Genomic DNA, 15,824 nt, shown 5'->3' on the forward strand with positions numbered 1-15,824 from the left:
TACCGTCCGATTTTCCCGGTACGGGCCCACCGGCTTTCCCGGTACGGGCCCACCGGCCGGTCTGCGCCCCGGTCCGCCGGACGGGGTCCGCGTCAGGAGGAGGACAGGATCCGGGGGCTCAGGGCGCCGCACGGCAGGAGCTCGACCTCGGATCCCGCGTCGCGCAGATCGGTCAGCACCAGCTCGTCGTACATCAGCAGGCCCGACTGCTCCGGCCAGACGATCGCCCACAGCCACAGCCCGCGCGCCTCCCCCGCGAAGACGGCCCGGTCCTCGGGGACGCCGGTGACGTGCCAGAGCGGTGTCGGGCGGCCGGCGGCGACCACCTTGGCGTGCGGCGGGGCGGAGACGTTCATGAAGCGGCCCGGGTCGGGGGCGTCGAGACCGGCGAACCGCGCGCCCAGGCCCACGCCCAGCTCCTCGGCGATCAGCAGCAGCTCACCGATGCCACCGAGCGGACCGGGACCCGAGCAGGCCACGGCGGTGGCCCGGCCGCCCGTGCGGTCGTCACCGGCGGAGGCGATCCCGGTGAACAGCCAGCCGACGGGCAGCGGCCAGGGCATCCACACCGGCACCTCCGCCCGGTTCACCACCACGCTCAGGCCTTCTACGCTCGGCGGGATCACGGGCTGCAAGGGGTGGACGGCACCGTGCACCGCGCACTGCCAGGAGTCGGCGAAAAGACCGGGCGCCCTGACCCGGCCACCACACTTCGGGCAACTCGGTTCGCCCCTCATAAGAAGCCACGCTCCTCCCCGCCGCGCGCCCCGTCAAGACGTGCTCACCCGTCCGGGCGGCCGGGCGGCGGCCGGATGCTCAGTCCAGTGCGACTGCCGTACGCAGAGGGTCCCGCAGATCCGTGCCGTGCGCGAGCCAGCGTTCCTGGAGGGCGGCCGCGCCGTGGACGCGCTTCCACGCCGCCTCGTTCGCCGTCATCGGCAGGAGGGGGAAGAAGGAGACGGGATCCATGGGGTCGTCCAGGACGAGGTCTTCCACCAGGCCGCCGGGCTCCGCCACCAGCACGGAGGTGAACGGCGCCCCTTCCCACAGCGGTTCGCCCACGTCCAGGGAGGCGCCGGGCGCCACGACGAGCCCTTCCACCTGGGGCGAGGCCGCCAGTACGGCCAGGGGCCGCAGCAGCCGGTCGGTGGGCGCGAGCCCGCCCCGTACGGTCAGGACGAGCTCCGCGCGCGGACCGCGGAGCGGGTCGGCGACCACCGTCGTCGGGTCGGTCATCGGCTGGGCGGACATGCCGAGGGTCGCGTACCGCACGAGGTCCCCCTCGGTGAAGCGGAGGACTTCGAAGCGGTCGGTGCCCAAGAAGGTGACGGCGGCGCGGGCGTCGGGTTCGCCGAGCGCGGCGCGCAGCCGGGCTTCCACAAGGGCCAGAATTTCTGCCATGGAGCGAGCATAGAACTCGTATCAGCCGGGTAAAGAGCGGCTCTTGACCATCCGTCGGCTGATATCGTGGACCGCTGGTCGGGGACGCTCTCAGAAGAGAAGTTTCAGTGCCCCGGCGACAGGACGTCCCCTACGGGGGACCGGCCGGAGGAGGTGGGGCTGCGGTGCATCGAAGTCGATCGCACAGTACGTGCGGTACCTCTCGCTCTTCCACTTCGCCGACGGGCGCGCCGCGCCCCCTTTGATCCGCGCGTCGTTTCCCACGTCGGATCGGTCGAAGAGCGACGGAAGAACTGTGTCCTCCCGTCCTGATCCTTCCGCCTGCCCGCCCGGCCCGCCGACCGCGGTGAGCGCGTCATCCGGAAGGACCTCCCACCCGTACGGTCCGCAGCCGTGCGCGCGAAGGAGCCTGCCATGTCGATGCTGCCCTACCTCCGTGCCGCCGTCCGCCCCGCGCTGCGCAGGTCCACGCCCGCCCAGCCCGGCTACGACACCACCCGCGACCCGTCCGCGAACAGCGCGGTGGTCGACTGCGCCGTCTACCGCGACGGGCGGCGCGACGGCCGCGCCCGGGGCGGCGCCTGTCTGACGCCCCGTGAGGCGCTGCGCGAGGTCCGCGAGGACGGCGGTTTCGCCTGGATCGGCCTGCACGAGCCGACGGAGGCCGAGTTCGCCGGGATCGCCGCCGTGTTCGGGCTGCACCCGCTCGCCGTGGAGGACGCGGTGCACGCGCACCAGCGGCCGAAGCTGGAGCGCTACGACGACACCCTCTTCACCGTCTTCAAGACGATCCACTACGTCGAGCACGCCGAACTCACCGCCACCAGCGAGGTGGTGGAGACCGGCGAGGTGATGTGCTTCACCGGCCCCGACTTCGTCATCACCGTCCGGCACGGCGGCCACGGCTCCCTCAAGGGCCTGCGCCACCGCCTCCAGGACGACCCGGCGCTCCTCGCCAAGGGCCCGTCCGCCGTCCTGCACTCCCTCGCCGACCACGTGGTCGACGGCTACATCGCCGTCGCCGCGGCCGTCCAGGACGACATCGACGAGGTGGAGAGCGAGGTCTTCGCCGCCCCCGCCAAGGGCAGTGCGCGCGGCGGCGACGCGGGCCGCATCTACCAGCTCAAGCGCGAGGTGCTGGAGTTCAAGCGGGCCGTCTCCCCGCTGCTGCGCCCCATGGAGCTGCTCAGCGAGCGCCCGATGCGGCTGGTGGATCCCGACATCCAGAAGTACTTCCGCGACGTCGCCGACCACCTGGCCCGGGTGCACGAGCAGGTCGTCGGCTTCGACGAGCTGCTGAACTCCATCCTCCAGGCCAACCTGGCGCAGGCGACCGTCGCGCAGAACGAGGACATGCGCAAGATCACCTCCTGGGCGGCGATCATCGCCGTGCCCACGATGATCTGCGGGGTGTACGGGATGAACTTCGAGCACATGCCGGAGCTCCAGTGGCGCTACGGCTATCCGATGGTGATGGCGACGATCGCCGGGACCTGCTTCACCATCCACCGGGCCCTGCGCCGCCACGGCTGGCTGTGACGCCCCGGCTGTGCGCGCACCGGCTGTGCACGCACTGGCTGTGAGGGGCACGGGGGCGCTGGCTACCCTGTGCGCATGACTCTCAGCGCGCTCGATCTGGCCCTCGTCGAGGAGGCCACCAAGAAGTCCGGCCTCATCTGGGTCCGCGGCTCCGGGGCCGACCGCGGCCTGTGGCACGCCTGGGTGGACGGCGCGGCGCACGTGCTCGGCGACGGGCCCGGCGAGCAGCCGTTCCCGGGGCTCGCGGACGGGGCGGCCGCCGAGGTGACCGTGCGCAGCAAGGACAAGGGCGGCCGGCTCGTCGCGTGGACGGCGACCGTACGGGAGCTCGTGCCCGGCAGCGAGCCGTGGGAGGCCGCGGTGGCCGAGCTCAAGGGCAAGCGGCTCAACGCGCCCGACTCCGCCGAGATGACCGACCGCTGGGCGCGGGAGTGCCGGCTGCTGCGCCTGGAGCCGGAGGCGGTCCGCGGCGCCCTCCCCGAGGGCTCGCTGGCGGCGGCTCCGCTGGGCTCCCCGGCGACGACCCGGCGGCCGATCCCGGCCGGGCTGCCGAAGCTGCTGCTGAAGCGGAAGAAGAAGGCGTCCCGCTAGGGGGTGGCCTAGCCCTGCGGGTTGGCGCCCTGGCCGGAGCCCTGGCCGGAGCCGCCCTCCTGGCCCTTGGTCGTGGGCAGCTCGGACCCGTAGTCCACCGTCTGGTCCGGCGCGGGCGGGGTGAGTTCGACGGGCGCGCCCCATTCCGCGAGGGTCACCCGGCCGGCGCCGCCCGCGCGTTCCATGAGGAGCGGGTAGGGCGTGCCCTCCAGGGAGACCGAGAGCTTGCCGCCCTTGCCCTTGTCCGCGGAGACCTGGACGGCCCGGGTGTGCCCGACCTTGGTGTACGGCTCGTCCTTGGTGAGCTTCCCGTCGAGTCCGAGCAGCCCGTCGAGCATGACCTGCATGTCGGTGAACCCGCGGAACTGCTTGTAGGAGGGGTCGGCCTCGGGCACCTTGACGAACTTGTCGCCGAGCTTGCCCGCCGCCTCGGACTGGCCCCAGAACGCCGAGCCCGCCTTGAGGTAGAGCTGCTCCTTGACCCGCAGCAGCTGGAAGGTGGTGTCGTCCTGGGCCTTCACCTCGCCGGAGCCGCCGTCCGCCCCGAGCCGCATGTCCAGGGTGAAGGACTTGCCCCCACTGACGAGCGTGCCGGACAGGTGGACCGAGTGCGCCCCGGTGACGGCCGCCTTCGCCTTGTCCTCGATCTGGTCGGCGGACAGCTTCCCGACTCCGTTCGTCCCCTCGTCAGGGTCCGCTCCGCACCCCGTGCCGACGACGGCCAGGCCCGCGCACAGGGCGCTGACGAAGGCGGCCCGGCGCAGCCGCGGGGCGGGGAAGTAGGCGGTCACGGGCAGGTGCCCCTCTCGTTGCGTCGGCGAGCAGCTGGCAGCGTACCCGCCCGTACGCGGGCCCCCGCGCGGCACCCGTGCACAGCTCGTGGGGACGCGCGTACGGGGGCCGCCCGCGCGGCGCGGGGGCGGCTCGGGGGCACCTCGGGGGCACCTCGGGGAGGCCCGGGCGGACGGCCCCACCAGGAGCTTGCGTGCGGTACGGGCTAACCTGAGGGCGGCAGTACCGGTGATCGACGGATGACGCAGCTCGTAGGAGGCGCTCGGATGGCGGCAGGCGCCCCACGGATCTTCGTCTCGCATCTGTCGGGTGTGCCCGTCTTCGACCCCAACGGCGACCAGGTGGGCCGGGTGCGCGACCTCGTCGCGATGCTCCGCGTGGGCGGCCGGCCGCCCAGGCTGCTCGGCCTGGTGGTCGAGGTGGTCAGCCGGCGCCGGATCTTCCTGCCCATGACCCGGGTGACGGGCGTCGAGTCCGGCCAGGTCATCACCACCGGCGTGGTCAACATGCGGCGCTTCGAGCAGCGCCCCACCGAGCGGCTGATCCTCGGCGAACTGCTGGACCGGCGCGTGCGCCTGGTCGCGGACGACGAGGAGGTCACCGTCCTGGACGTGGCCATCCAGCAGCTGCCGGCCCGGCGCGACTGGGAGATCGACCGGATCTTCGTACGGAAGGGCAAGTCGGGCGCGCTGCGGCGGCGCGGCGAGACCCTGACCGTGGAGTGGTCGGCGGTGACGGGCTTCTCGCTGGAGGAGCACGGGCAGGGCGCCGAGAACCTGGTGGCCACCTTCGAGCAGATGCGCCCGGCGGACGTGGCGAACGTCCTGCACCACCTGACGCCGAAGCGGCGTGCCGAGGTGGCGAGCGCGCTGGACGACGACCGGCTCGCGGACGTCATGGAGGAGCTGCCCGAGGACGAGCAGGTGGAGATCCTCGGGAAGCTGAAGGAGGAGCGCGCGGCCGACGTCCTGGAGGCGATGGACCCGGACGACGCGGCCGACCTGCTCTCGGAGCTGCCGGAGGACGACAAGGAACGGCTGCTGACGCTGATGCGGCCGGACGACGCGGCCGACGTGCGGCGCCTGCTGTCGTACGAGGAGAACACCGCGGGCGGTCTGATGACCACGGAGCCGATCGTGCTGCGGCCCGACGCGACGGTCGCCGACGCGCTGGCCCGCGTACGGCAGTCGGACCTGTCGCCGGCGCTGGCCGCGCAGGTGTACGTGTGCCGGCCGCCGGACGAGACGCCGACGGGCAAGTACCTGGGCACGGTGCACTTCCAGCGGCTGCTGCGCGATCCGCCGTTCACCCTGGTCAGCTCGATCGTGGACGCCGGTCTGCCGCCGCTGCGGCCGGACGCCTCGCTGCCGGTGGTGACCAGCTACCTGGCCGCGTACAACATGGTCGCGGTGCCGGTGGTCGACGAGAGCGGCTCGCTGCTGGGCGCGGTCACCGTCGACGACGTACTGGACCACCTGCTGCCGGACGACTGGCGGGAGACGGACTTCCATTCCGAGAGTCCCGAGGCCAACGAGAGCTACGAGGATGCGGAGGAGGACGTCCGTGGCCACTGAGCGGGGGCGCGGCGACCAGGCCGCGCGCGAGCGGCGCCGCGAGCAGATCCGGGAGCGGCGCGAACAGGCGCGGCTGCAGGCGCGGGAGCACGGGCCGTCGGCGGAGTCGGCGGAACGTTCCTCCGACGCGCCGCACCGCGACCGGGCCAAGAGCGGGGCCTCCGGGTCCGGATCCGGGTCCAGCGCGCTGACGCGTTCGCGCACCCGGCTCGACCTGCCGCGCCCGGCCCGCCGGCGGCTGCTGCCCGAGTACGACCCGGAGGCCTTCGGCCGGCTCTCGGAGCGGGTGGCGCGGTTCCTGGGCACCGGGCGGTTCATCGTCTGGATGACCGTCGTCATCATCGTCTGGGTGCTGTGGAACATCTTCGCTCCGCAGAACCTGCGCTTCGACACCTACCCCTTCATCTTCCTGACCCTGATGCTCTCGCTCCAGGCCTCCTACGCGGCCCCCCTGATCCTGCTGGCGCAGAACCGGCAGGACGACCGGGACCGGGTCAACCTGGAGCAGGACCGCAAGCAGAACGAGCGCTCGCTGGCCGACACCGAGTACCTGACCCGGGAGATCGCGGCCCTGCGGATGGGTCTGGGCGAGGTCGCCACGCGCGACTGGATCCGGTCCGAGTTCCAGGATCTGATCAAGGAGATGGACGAGCGGCGGCTGTTCCCGGCCGAGAGTGACGAAGGCGACCGCTAGCGGGCTTTCCTGAGGCCCGCCACCGCGCCGTACCATCGGGGCATGGCTACCGACACAAGCTCCGCCTCCGCCACCGGCGTGCCCGAGCAGGACGCGATCCTGGACGCGCTGGCGACGGTGAACGACCCCGAGATCCACCGGCCGATCACCGAGCTCGGCATGGTCAAATCGGTGGAGATCGGTGAGGGCGGCGAGGTCGCCGTCACCGTGTTCCTGACCGTGTCGGGCTGCCCCATGCGCGAGACCATCACCAACCTGGTCACCGAGGCCGTGCAGCGGGTCCCCGGCGTCACCTCGGTCGCCGTCACGCTGGACGTGATGAGCGACGAGCAGCGCAAGGACCTCGCGGCGACCCTGCGCGGCGGCACCGCCGAGCGCGAGGTCCCCTTCGCCCAGCCCGGCTCGCTGACCCGCGTCTACGCGGTCGCCTCCGGCAAGGGCGGCGTCGGCAAGTCCTCGGTCACCGTGAACCTGGCGGCGGCGATGGCGGCCGACGGCCTCAAGGTCGGTGTGGTCGACGCCGACATCTACGGCCACAGCGTGCCGCGCATGCTCGGCGTCGAGGGCCGCCCCACCCAGGTCGAGAACATGATCATGCCGCCGTCGGCGCACGGCGTGAAGGTCATCTCCATCGGCATGTTCACCCCGGGCAACGCGCCCGTGGTGTGGCGCGGTCCGATGCTGCACCGGGCCCTCCAGCAGTTCCTGGCCGACGTGTACTGGGGCGACCTGGACGTCCTGCTGCTCGACCTGCCGCCGGGCACGGGCGACATCGCGATCTCCGTGGCCCAGCTCGTGCCCAACGCCGAGATCCTCGTCGTGACCACCCCGCAGCAGGCGGCGGCCGAGGTGGCGGAGCGGGCCGGTTCGATCGCCGTGCAGACGCACCAGAAGATCGTCGGCGTCGTCGAGAACATGTCCGGGCTGCCCTGCCCGCACTGCGACGAGATGGTCGACGTGTTCGGCTCCGGCGGTGGCCAGAAGGTCGCCGACGGACTGACCAAGACGGTCGGCGCGGCCGTACCGGTGCTCGGCTCGATCCCGATCGACGTCCGCCTGCGCGAGGGCGGCGACGACGGCACCCCGGTCGTCCTGTCGGACCCCGACTCCCCCGCCGGCGCGGCCCTGCGCGCCATCGCGGGCAAGCTCGGCGGCCGGGCCCGCGGCCTGGCCGGCATGTCGCTGGGCATCACCCCGCGCAACAAGTTCTGACACGCGCGGGCGGACGAGGAGGGGCCCCGGGACGGAATTTCCGTTCCGGGGCCCCTCCTGCGTACGTCCTGCTCGTGCACGTGCGTCCTGCTCGTGCGCGTGCGTCCTGCTCGTGCGCGTGCGTCCTACTCGTACGCCGCCAGGTCGCCGATCACCGAGAAGCCGAGCCCGTACGCGCTCATCCCCCGGCCGTAGGCGCCGAGGTGCACCCCGCTCCCGGTCGATCCGGCCAGGACCCACCCGAACTCCGACTCGCGGTAGTGGAACGGCGTCGGCTCCCCGTCCACCGGCAGCGACAGCGTCGACCAGTCCGGCCCCGCGAGGTCGTCCGCGAGCTCCCACGCCGCCTCGGTCTGCTGGTCGAGCCAGTCGTCGCGCAGGCTGTGGTCCATCTGCCCCGGCCAGCTGTAGGCCAGCAGGCCCGAGCCGGCCAGCCAGGCCGCCGAGGAGACCGAGGTGGCCTCCAGCACGCCGGTGCCGTCGGCGGTGCGCCGCAGGGGGTTGCTGGCCACCGTGACGACCACCGCGAAGCGCTCCTTCTCCCCGGTGGCGATCTCGCCGCGGGCGGAGGGCTCGTCCCCGTGGCCCGTGGAGCCGTGCTCCACGCTGCCGTCGGCGCCGGCGGCGACCTGCATCAGCCAGCGGGGGCCGGTGAAGGCCCCGTCCAGGCCGTACCAGGGGAAGTCCGCCCGCAGGTATCCCTCGGCCGCCCGGCGGGCGGCAGGGACGGGCGGGGCGGCCGCGTCCGGGGACTGCGGAAGATCCTGGGGTGCGGGCGTCTGCGCCTCGGCGGGCTGCGTGCCTACCCGGCTACTGCGCGTCGTCTCCATCGCTACGGCCTCTCGTTCCGTGGGCTCCGGAACGGCCCACCCCCCTCGGGCGTCCTGGATCCGGACTCAAAGGAGGATAGCCATCCGACCGCGGTTCGACGGGCAGGCGGGCGCGCGCGTGGTCCCTGGTGGCGTCAGGTCGCGTCGGCGTCGTAGCGCGTGAGCTGCTCCTGCGCCGGGGTCGCCGGGTCCTTCAGCATGTCCAGTCCGGCACCCGGCGCGGGCGCGGCGGGCGCCGGCGCGGCATCGGGCTCCTTGCCGTTGACCGCGTCGGTGACGTCGTTGAGTTCCTTGCGGAGATCGAAGCTGGTCCGGATCTCCTTGAGGTCCTCGTTCTCGGTCAGCTGCTTGCGGATGAAGTTCTTCGGGTTCAGGTCCTCGAACTCGAAGTCCTTGAACTCCGGGCCCAGCTCGGAGCGGATGTCCTGCTTCGCACTGTCGGAGAAGGCGCGGATCTTCCGGATGACGCCCGTGACGTCCTGGATGACCTTGGGCAGCTTGTCCGGACCGAAGATGAGAATGGCCAGCACCACGATCGTGACCAGCTCGAGTGCGCCTATGTCGTTGAACACCTTGCCCCGCTCCTCGGCTCTCTTCACGTCAGGCCTGTCACACGGTACCCGGCCGGGTCCGCAGGCCAATACACCAGGACCGGCTGTTTAGCGGACGGATTCGGCTTTCACCCGGCCGTCACGAACCGTTCGCCGATCCGAGGACCACTTCCAGCGTGCGCTCCCGGCCGTCGCGCAGCACGGTGAGGGTGAGCCCGTCGCCCGGCCGGTGGGCCCGGATCTTGATCACGAGCTCGTCGCCTCCGTGCACCCGTACCCCGTCCACCTTGGTGATCACGTCGCCCGGCCGGATCCCGGCGCGGGCTCCGGGCCCGCCCGCGGTGACCGCCGGCTTGCCGCCCTCGCCCTTCTCCCCGACCCGGGCCCCGTCGCCGGAGTACTCCATGTCCAGGGTGACGCCGATGACGGGATGGGTGGCGCGGCCGGTGCGCATCAGCTCCTCGGCGACGCGCTTGCCCTGGTTCACCGGGATCGCGAAGCCGAGGCCGATGCTGCCGCGCTGCTGCCCGGAGCTGTCGCCGCCGTCGCCGCCGCGGATGGCGCTGTTGATGCCGATGACCTGGGCCCTGGCGTCGAGGAGGGGGCCGCCGGAGTTTCCGGGGTTGATGGGGGCGTCGGTCTGGAGCGCGTCGACGTAGCTGACGTCGCTTCCGTCGCCCTTGTCGCCCCCGGCGGTGATGGGGCGGCCGGTGGCGCTGATGATGCCGGCGGTCACCGTGTTGGAGAGGTCGAAGGGGGCTCCGATGGCCACCACCGGGTCACCGACCTTGACGTTCTCGGAGTTGCCGAGCGCGAGCGGCCGCAGGCCCCGTACGCCCTCGACCTTGACGACCGCCAGGTCGTACCCGGTGTCGCCGCCGACCAGCTCGGCGGGGACGCTCTCACCGGTGCTGAAGGTGACCGTTATGGTCCGGGCCCCGCTGACCACGTGGTTGTTGGTGAGGATGTGGCCCTGCCCGTCGAGGACGAAGCCGGTGCCCGTCGAACTGCTCTGCGCGCCGTTGACGTGCAGGGTGACCACGCCGGGCAGCGCGGTGGAGGCGATCCCGGCGACGCTGCCGGGAGCGCGGCCGGTGTCGGCGGGGGCCGCCTGCGGGAGTTCGAGCCGGGTGCCGGCCTCCCGCTCGGCGAGGACGCCCGCGTAGCCGCCGATGCCGCCGGCCAGGAGGGCGATCCCGAGCGCGAGGAGGATGCCCTGGCGCATCCCCAGCCCGCGGGAGCCCGCCCTGCCGCGGTCCACCGGCTGGAGCGGCTGCGCACCCCACGGGTCGTACCGCGGCCCGGGGTCCGCCTCGGGCAGCACCGGCGCGGGCGGTACGGGTTCCCCGTGCGCGGCGACCGGCTCCGCGGGCCGGCTCCACCACTGGGGCACCGGCGCGGCCACCGGATCCGGATCCGGATCCGGATCCGCGGCCAGGTCCGCGGGCGGCGCCGACCTCGGCGGCGGTACGGAGGCCTCGTGCGCGCCGCCGGGCGCCGCGGGCCGGCTCCACCACCGGGGCATGGGGGCGGGAACCGGATCCGCCGCCGGATCGGTCTGCTGGCTGTCGGACATGGGCGCTCCCCGCCTACCTGTCGGTCTCCGCCGGCCGCCCGGGGCGGCGCATCTGGCGGAGATTCAACCAGGTTGCCCGTGCCGCCCGCCCCGCCGGGCCGCACGCACGGGCACCCGCGCGGGACCGAAGACACCGGACGGCCGGGCCGCACGCGGCCCGGGCGAACCGGCCCGCCGGCAGAGACCGCCTAGCGGTACAGGGACACCGGACGGGCGGAGGCCGTGGTGGCCGGGCGGGACGGGGACGCGGACGGGGACGCCAGGGGGCTGACCGGGTGGAGCGTCGGGATGGTGCCCGGCTTCGGCAGCCCGTTCTCCCGGACCACCGCGTCGAACACCGGAACCACGGGTCCCGGACGCGCGGCCGGCGCCTCGCCCCGGGCATTGGGCTCGACCGTCTCGATGGGCAGCGAGCCCCCGAGCGCGATCGCGGCGAGCGACACCGCACCGGCGGCCACGAAGGCGAAGCGGCGCCGCTGCCGGCCCACCTCGTGTATCCGGAAGCCCTGCTGCTGCGGTGCGGCGGCGGCCGCGGGCGGCGCGTAGCCGAAGGAGGAGAAGGGGTCGGCTCCCGGCGGCGAACCGAAGGGGCCGGACGGACCCGAAGGCCCCGAGGAATCCGTGCCGCCGGGCAGTCCCTGCAACCGCGCCAGCAGCCCCGCCGACAGCGGAGGCGGCGCGCTCTCCACGAACATGGTCTTCAGGCGGCGCTGCGCATCGGCCTCGGCCTTGCACTTGGCACACGTCGCCAGGTGCGCCAGTACCCGCTCGCGCGCGTCGTGGCTCAACTCCCCGTCCACGAGGGCCGCGAGCCGGTCGCCCAGATGCTGCTCGGCCGGGGAGGCGTGCTCGGCGGGCGAAGGGGAGAACGGACTGGTCCCGCTCACTCGGCTCCGCCCTCTCCCCCGGCGCCGGGCGCGCCCACCGCCACACCGGCCAGCGCACGCTGCTCCGCACGGGCCTCGGGAGAGCGGTGCTTGAGCGCCTTGCGCAGGTGGGAACGGCCCCGGTGGATACGGCTGCGCACGGTGCCGAGCTTCACGCCGAGCGTGGCGGCGATCTCCTCGTACGACAGTCCCTCGATGTCACAGAGCACCACGGCCGCGCGGAACTCGGGCGCGAGGGTGTCCAGAGCCTGCTGCACGTCGGCGTCGAAGTGGGTGTCGTGCAGCACCTGCTGCGGGGACGGCTCACGGCTCGGCAGCCGCTCGGCGGCGTCGTCGGCGAGGGCGTCGAAACGGATCCGCTGCTTTCGGCGGACCATGTCGAGGAAGAGGTTCGTGGTGATCCGGTGCAGCCAGCCCTCGAAGGTGCCGGGCGTGTACGTGGACAGCGAGCGGAAGACGCGGACGAAGACCTCTTGCGTCAGGTCCTCGGCGTCGTGCTGGTTGCCCGTCAGCCTGTAGGCGAGGCGGTAGACCCGCGCGCTATGGGTGCTGACGATCTCCTCCCACGAGGGAGGGGTCCACGCCTGGGAGCCCGCATCGGCGGCGAACGTCGCGGTGGTTGCGGTGTCTACGGTGCGGAAACGGTCAGCAATGTTGGTCACGGATTTCGGCTCACCGGCCGACCAGAAGAGGCGTCGGAGGACACCCCCACGATCCACAGGCGCAGCCGCACCTCCCCTGTCGGCTCTGGTGGTGTCCAGCGGAATCCCTACCATAGCCACCCCTCCCGTCAGCTCTGGATAAGCATTTTTGCAGTAACTTTGCACGGGCTCCGGGCCCCGGGCCGCCCCTGCGTCCCTACTGCTCTCAACGCCCGGTCCCATCTGCGGGTTCCCGACTCCAGCGGATACAGTCACCGTTGCGCCAACTATGGGGACAGGAGAGGGTCATTACCGGCAACCGGCAGACGAGCTGGGCGTTCGCCGACGCGTTTGTCGCCGAAGACGACGCTCTGCGATGGGCCCGCGACCGGTCCAGGGAAGCGGGACTGCGTTCCGTCTCCCCCGGCACCGGGGCCGCGCTGCGCCTGCTCGCCGCCACCGCCGACGCGAAGGCGGTCGCCGAGATCGGCACCGGCACCGGCGTGTCCGGCATCCACCTCCTGCACGGAATGCGCGCCGACGGAGTGCTGACCACGGTGGATCCCGAAGCCGACCGGCAGGCCTTCGCCCGCCAGGCCTTCCGCGCCGCCGGCTTCGCGGGCAACCGCGCCCGCTTCATCCCCGGCCGCGCCCTGGACGTACTGCCCCGGCTGGCCGACGGCGGATACGACCTCGTCTTCTGCGACGGGGATCCCTCCGAGTCCCTCGACTACCTCGCTGAATCGTTGCGCCTGCTGCGCCCCGGCGGACTCGTCTGCTTCGAGGGAGTCTTCTCGGACGGCCGTACGGTCGACTCCGCGGCCCAGCAGGCGGAGGTGCTCCGCGTCCGCGAACTGCTGCGCACCGTCCGGGAGACCCCGGCGCTGGAGGCCGCCCTGCTCCCGGTGGGCGACGGCCTGCTGTGCGCGGTCCGCCGCTGAGCCGACCGGGTCAGCGGAGCAGCGCGAACGTCAGCGCCGCCGTGCCGCCCAGGGCGGTGCCGGCGAGGAGCTGCGCCGTGGTGTGCGCCTTGAGCACCAGCCGCGACCATCCCATGGCGGCGGCGATCAGCACGGCGGGGAGCACCGCCGGGCCGAAGACCAGCAGCAGGACCATCACGGTGCCGCCGCCCACCGACATGTGGATGGATATCTGCCAGGCGACCGTCACCAGCAGCGAGGACACGAGGCCGACCAGCATCGCGACGACGAGCGCGAAGACGTCGGCCGGGGCGCCCAGCACGTGCAGGAGGGCGATCCCGGCGACGACCGAGAGCAGGCTCAGACCCATCGGGACGACGCGCTGACGCCGGACCCGGATGTGCTGGTCGGTCAGCGCCCCGCGCCGGACCCCGAGCATGACGATCCCGATCGGCACCACCCCGCAGAACAGGGCCCCGAGCACTCCCCAGCCGAGGCCGGACCACGACCTCGTGCTGTGCCAGCCGATCAGCAGGAGCTGGGCCACCACCAGGTTCGCCGGCGCCAGGACCTCCGTGAGGACCCGGGCCGTCTTCTCGCGGGGCGTGCAGTCGGCGAAGGCGGGTGGTGCGGGCGGGGAGAAGGTCACGGCGCGGCTCCGGCGATCACGGTCGGGGTTCTACGGAGGGTCTACGGGGGGGCTGAGCCCTGGCCCCGGGACACAACACTGCCCCGACCGCAGATCGCGGCCGGGGCAGTGCAGAGAATGCAGCGAAAGTACTGTCGGTCATCCCTGGGGGATCAGCCGACGACCTTCTTCAGGGCGTCACCCAGGGCGTCCGCCTCGTCCGGAGTCAGCTCGACGACGAGCCGACCGCCGCCCTCGAGCGGTACGCGCATGACGATGCCCCGCCCCTCCTTGGTGACCTCGAGCGGGCCGTCGCCCGTCCGCGGCTTCATGGCCGCCATGCTCGTTCCCCTTCCTGAAACCAGTTCATCGTCAGCCGACGGCCCCATTCAGGTGCCTAGTACCCGGCATCGAACACATTGCTTCCAGGCCATTATCCCGCATGTCAGGACCCGATGACCAACATCGGCTGGGAACGCTTGTGCAACGCGCTTGACCAAAACCACTCATTTCGGGGACACGCCTGCGATACTTCGCCGCCGCGGCACGACTCGGCCCTTCCGTTTATTTGACGCACATCACATGTGCGACCCCGTCCCGGTCCGCCATGCTGACCTTTGCACCGGCCGGTACCGGCCGGTAGCCAGCCCGCGACGAAGGGGGACCCCCGCCATGGCCGACAGCGTGCTCTACGAAGTGACCGACGGACTCGCGACCATCACGATCAACCGTCCCGAGGCCATGAACGCCATGAACACCGAGGCCAAGGTCGCCCTGCGCGACGCGGCCCGGGCGGCGGCCGCGGATCCCTCGGTACGGGCGGTCCTGCTCACCGCGGCCGGCAACCGGGCGTTCTGCGTGGGCCAGGACCTCAAGGAGCACGTCGGGTTCCTCGCGGCCGACAAGGAGCACGGCTCCTCGCTGACGATGAACACCGTCGCGGAGCACTACAACCCGATCGTCCGGGCGCTGACGGAGATGCCGAAGCCGGTGGTCGCGGGCGTCAACGGGGTCGCGGCGGGCGCGGGCTTCGGATTCGCCCTGGCGGCGGACTTCCGCGTGGTCGCGGACACCGCCTCCTTCAACACCTCCTTCGCGGGGGTCGCCCTGACGGCCGACTCGGGCGTCTCGTGGACGCTGCCCCGCCTGATCGGCGGCTCGCGCGCCTCCGACCTGCTGCTCTTCCCCCGGTCCGTGAAGGCCCAGGAGGCCCTGGAGCTCGGCATCGCGAACCGCGTCGTCCCCTCGGACGAGCTGGCGGCCGAGGCGCTGGCCGTGGCCCGGCGGCTCGCCGAGGGCCCGACGGTCGCCTACGCGGCGCTGAAGGAGTCCCTGGCGTACGGGGCCTCGCGGTCCCTCTCCGAGGCGCTGGACCAGGAGGACGTCCTCCAGGCCCGCGCGGGGTCCTCCGAGGACCACGCCATCGCCGTGGAAGCCTTCCTCGCCAAGCAGCCCCCCCACTACCTGGGCCGCTAACACCTCCCCCGCGCACAGGGGCGGCTCCCCCCGGACACGGGGACGGCTCCCCCGGACACGGGGACGGCTCCCCCGGACACGGGGACGGCTCCCCCGGACACGGGGACGGCTCCCCCGGACACGGGGACGGCTCCCCCCGGGGACGGGCAGTGGCTCCCCTGCGCGGGCAGAGGCTCCCCGGGCGGGCACAGGCTCCCCCGAGGCGGGTGCGGGCGCGACTGCGCGGGTGCGGGCGGTCGCTGCGCGGGTGCGGGCACCGCTTCGCGTGGCGAGGTCCCCTACCCGCCCTTCGCCCGTTCCCCGGGCTCCGCCCGGACCCGCGCCTCAAACGCCGGCGGGGCTGGGAAGGCGCACCGGGCTGCGCCCGGACCCTCTGGGGCTCCGCCCCGGACCCCGCGCCTCAAACGCCGGCGAGGCTGCGCTTGACCGCCATGGGGTGTGCGGTGCCCTCGGCCAGGCGCTTGGTGATCACCTGGATCTCTTCGTCCGTCCACTCGGTGAGCAGCTTCAGG

At 72.8% G+C, this 15,824-nt stretch carries 17 protein-coding genes; 7 read left to right on the top strand and 10 right to left on the bottom strand.

Annotation, left to right across the window (positions count from 1 at the left end; all coding sequences use genetic code 11):
* Positions 1–92 precede the first annotated feature (92 nt).
* Positions 93–737, bottom strand: coding sequence for a DUF6758 family protein (locus ACWCP2_RS34865; RefSeq protein WP_450912572.1), 645 nt, complete (start codon positions 735–737; stop codon positions 93–95).
* 79 nt (positions 738–816) lie between these two features.
* Complete coding sequence (locus ACWCP2_RS34870; RefSeq protein ID WP_450912573.1) at positions 817–1,401, bottom strand: suppressor of fused domain protein; 585 nt, start codon at positions 1,399–1,401, stop codon at positions 817–819.
* Between the two features lie 414 nt (positions 1,402–1,815).
* Here ACWCP2_RS34870 and ACWCP2_RS34875 point away from each other — a divergent pair, with 414 nt between their 5' ends.
* Complete coding sequence (locus ACWCP2_RS34875) at positions 1,816–2,940, top strand: magnesium and cobalt transport protein CorA (RefSeq protein WP_450912574.1); 1,125 nt, start codon at positions 1,816–1,818, stop codon at positions 2,938–2,940.
* A 75-nt stretch (positions 2,941–3,015) separates the two neighbouring features.
* A complete protein-coding gene (locus tag ACWCP2_RS34880; protein WP_450912575.1) occupies positions 3,016–3,531 on the top strand; it encodes a hypothetical protein in 516 nt (171 codons plus the stop codon).
* 8 nt (positions 3,532–3,539) lie between these two features.
* On the opposite strand, the gene ACWCP2_RS34885 is transcribed toward ACWCP2_RS34880, so the two are convergent.
* Positions 3,540–4,322, bottom strand: a complete 783-nt coding sequence (locus tag ACWCP2_RS34885; RefSeq protein ID WP_450912576.1) for a hypothetical protein — start codon at positions 4,320–4,322, stop codon at positions 3,540–3,542.
* Between the two features lie 267 nt (positions 4,323–4,589).
* Here ACWCP2_RS34885 and ACWCP2_RS34890 point away from each other — a divergent pair, with 267 nt between their 5' ends.
* The 3 genes from ACWCP2_RS34890 (at position 4,590) to ACWCP2_RS34900 (ending at position 7,803) form a co-directional block, all read left to right on the top strand.
* A complete protein-coding gene (locus tag ACWCP2_RS34890; RefSeq protein ID WP_450912577.1) occupies positions 4,590–5,897 on the top strand; it encodes a magnesium transporter MgtE N-terminal domain-containing protein in 1,308 nt (435 codons plus the stop codon).
* A 187-nt stretch (positions 5,898–6,084) separates the two neighbouring features.
* A complete protein-coding gene (locus tag ACWCP2_RS34895) occupies positions 6,085–6,591 on the top strand; it encodes a DUF1003 domain-containing protein (RefSeq protein WP_450912585.1) in 507 nt (168 codons plus the stop codon).
* Between the two features lie 42 nt (positions 6,592–6,633).
* Positions 6,634–7,803, top strand: coding sequence for an Mrp/NBP35 family ATP-binding protein (locus tag ACWCP2_RS34900; RefSeq protein WP_450912578.1), 1,170 nt, complete (start codon positions 6,634–6,636; stop codon positions 7,801–7,803).
* Positions 7,804–7,928: 125 nt separating this feature from the next.
* Here the strand turns inward: ACWCP2_RS34900 and ACWCP2_RS34905 are convergent, their stop codons facing one another.
* From ACWCP2_RS34905 to sigE, 5 genes are all read right to left on the bottom strand, one after another.
* On the bottom strand, positions 7,929–8,633 hold the full coding sequence (locus tag ACWCP2_RS34905) for a hypothetical protein (protein ID WP_450912579.1): 705 nt from the start codon (positions 8,631–8,633) through the stop codon (positions 7,929–7,931).
* A gap of 134 nt (positions 8,634–8,767) precedes the next feature.
* Entirely contained in the window at positions 8,768–9,205 is a 438-nt protein-coding gene (locus tag ACWCP2_RS34910) for a sec-independent translocase (protein ID WP_450912586.1), read from the bottom strand.
* A 118-nt stretch (positions 9,206–9,323) separates the two neighbouring features.
* Positions 9,324–10,760 carry a trypsin-like peptidase domain-containing protein gene (locus tag ACWCP2_RS34915; protein WP_450912580.1) on the bottom strand — a complete coding sequence of 479 codons (1,437 nt, stop codon included), beginning with the start codon at positions 10,758–10,760 and terminating at the stop codon, positions 9,324–9,326.
* Positions 10,761–10,948: 188 nt separating this feature from the next.
* Positions 10,949–11,647: an anti-sigma factor family protein gene (locus ACWCP2_RS34920; protein ID WP_450912581.1), complete on the bottom strand. Its 699-nt coding sequence runs from the start codon at positions 11,645–11,647 to the stop codon at positions 10,949–10,951.
* Complete coding sequence (gene sigE, locus ACWCP2_RS34925) at positions 11,644–12,423, bottom strand: RNA polymerase sigma factor SigE (RefSeq protein WP_243335949.1); 780 nt, start codon at positions 12,421–12,423, stop codon at positions 11,644–11,646. Before sigE ends, ACWCP2_RS34920 begins: the two co-directional genes overlap by 4 nt.
* Positions 12,424–12,566: 143 nt before the next feature.
* Between sigE and ACWCP2_RS34930 the strand changes: the two genes are divergently transcribed.
* Positions 12,567–13,229 (top strand): O-methyltransferase, encoded by a 663-nt coding sequence (locus ACWCP2_RS34930; RefSeq protein ID WP_450912582.1) that lies wholly within the window; start codon positions 12,567–12,569, stop codon positions 13,227–13,229.
* Between the two features lie 10 nt (positions 13,230–13,239).
* Here the strand turns inward: ACWCP2_RS34930 and ACWCP2_RS34935 are convergent, their stop codons facing one another.
* Together ACWCP2_RS34935 and ACWCP2_RS34940 are read right to left on the bottom strand one after the other, a co-directional pair.
* Positions 13,240–13,857 (bottom strand): hypothetical protein, encoded by a 618-nt coding sequence (locus ACWCP2_RS34935; RefSeq protein WP_450912583.1) that lies wholly within the window; start codon positions 13,855–13,857, stop codon positions 13,240–13,242.
* A gap of 152 nt (positions 13,858–14,009) precedes the next feature.
* Positions 14,010–14,177, bottom strand: coding sequence for a DUF3117 domain-containing protein (locus tag ACWCP2_RS34940; protein ID WP_003966491.1), 168 nt, complete (start codon positions 14,175–14,177; stop codon positions 14,010–14,012).
* A 331-nt stretch (positions 14,178–14,508) separates the two neighbouring features.
* Here ACWCP2_RS34940 and chcB point away from each other — a divergent pair, with 331 nt between their 5' ends.
* Entirely contained in the window at positions 14,509–15,312 is an 804-nt protein-coding gene (gene chcB / locus ACWCP2_RS34945; protein ID WP_450912584.1) for a 2-cyclohexenylcarbonyl CoA isomerase, read from the top strand.
* The last annotated feature ends 512 nt before the right edge of the window (positions 15,313–15,824 follow it).

It is taken from the genome of Streptomyces sp. NPDC002104, from assembly GCF_053593795.1.

What these genes read in the sequence shown, in the direction of transcription:
- ACWCP2_RS34865 (WP_450912572.1), bottom strand. Translation starts at nt 737, where the DNA reads ATGAGGGGCGAACCGAGTTGCCCGAAGTGTGGTGGCCGGGTCAGGGCG.
- ACWCP2_RS34870 (WP_450912573.1), bottom strand. Translation starts at nt 1,401, where the DNA reads ATGGCAGAAATTCTGGCCCTTGTGGAAGCCCGGCTGCGCGCCGCGCTC.
- ACWCP2_RS34875 (WP_450912574.1), top strand. Translation starts at nt 1,816, where the DNA reads ATGTCGATGCTGCCCTACCTCCGTGCCGCCGTCCGCCCCGCGCTGCGC.
- ACWCP2_RS34880 (WP_450912575.1), top strand. Translation starts at nt 3,016, where the DNA reads ATGACTCTCAGCGCGCTCGATCTGGCCCTCGTCGAGGAGGCCACCAAG.
- ACWCP2_RS34890 (WP_450912577.1), top strand. Translation starts at nt 4,590, where the DNA reads ATGGCGGCAGGCGCCCCACGGATCTTCGTCTCGCATCTGTCGGGTGTG.
- ACWCP2_RS34900 (WP_450912578.1), top strand. Translation starts at nt 6,634, where the DNA reads ATGGCTACCGACACAAGCTCCGCCTCCGCCACCGGCGTGCCCGAGCAG.
- ACWCP2_RS34905 (WP_450912579.1), bottom strand. Translation starts at nt 8,633, where the DNA reads ATGGAGACGACGCGCAGTAGCCGGGTAGGCACGCAGCCCGCCGAGGCG.
- ACWCP2_RS34915 (WP_450912580.1), bottom strand. Translation starts at nt 10,760, where the DNA reads ATGTCCGACAGCCAGCAGACCGATCCGGCGGCGGATCCGGTTCCCGCC.
- sigE (WP_243335949.1), bottom strand. Translation starts at nt 12,423, where the DNA reads ATGGTAGGGATTCCGCTGGACACCACCAGAGCCGACAGGGGAGGTGCG.
- ACWCP2_RS34940 (WP_003966491.1), bottom strand. Translation starts at nt 14,177, where the DNA reads ATGGCGGCCATGAAGCCGCGGACGGGCGACGGCCCGCTCGAGGTCACC.
- chcB (WP_450912584.1), top strand. Translation starts at nt 14,509, where the DNA reads ATGGCCGACAGCGTGCTCTACGAAGTGACCGACGGACTCGCGACCATC.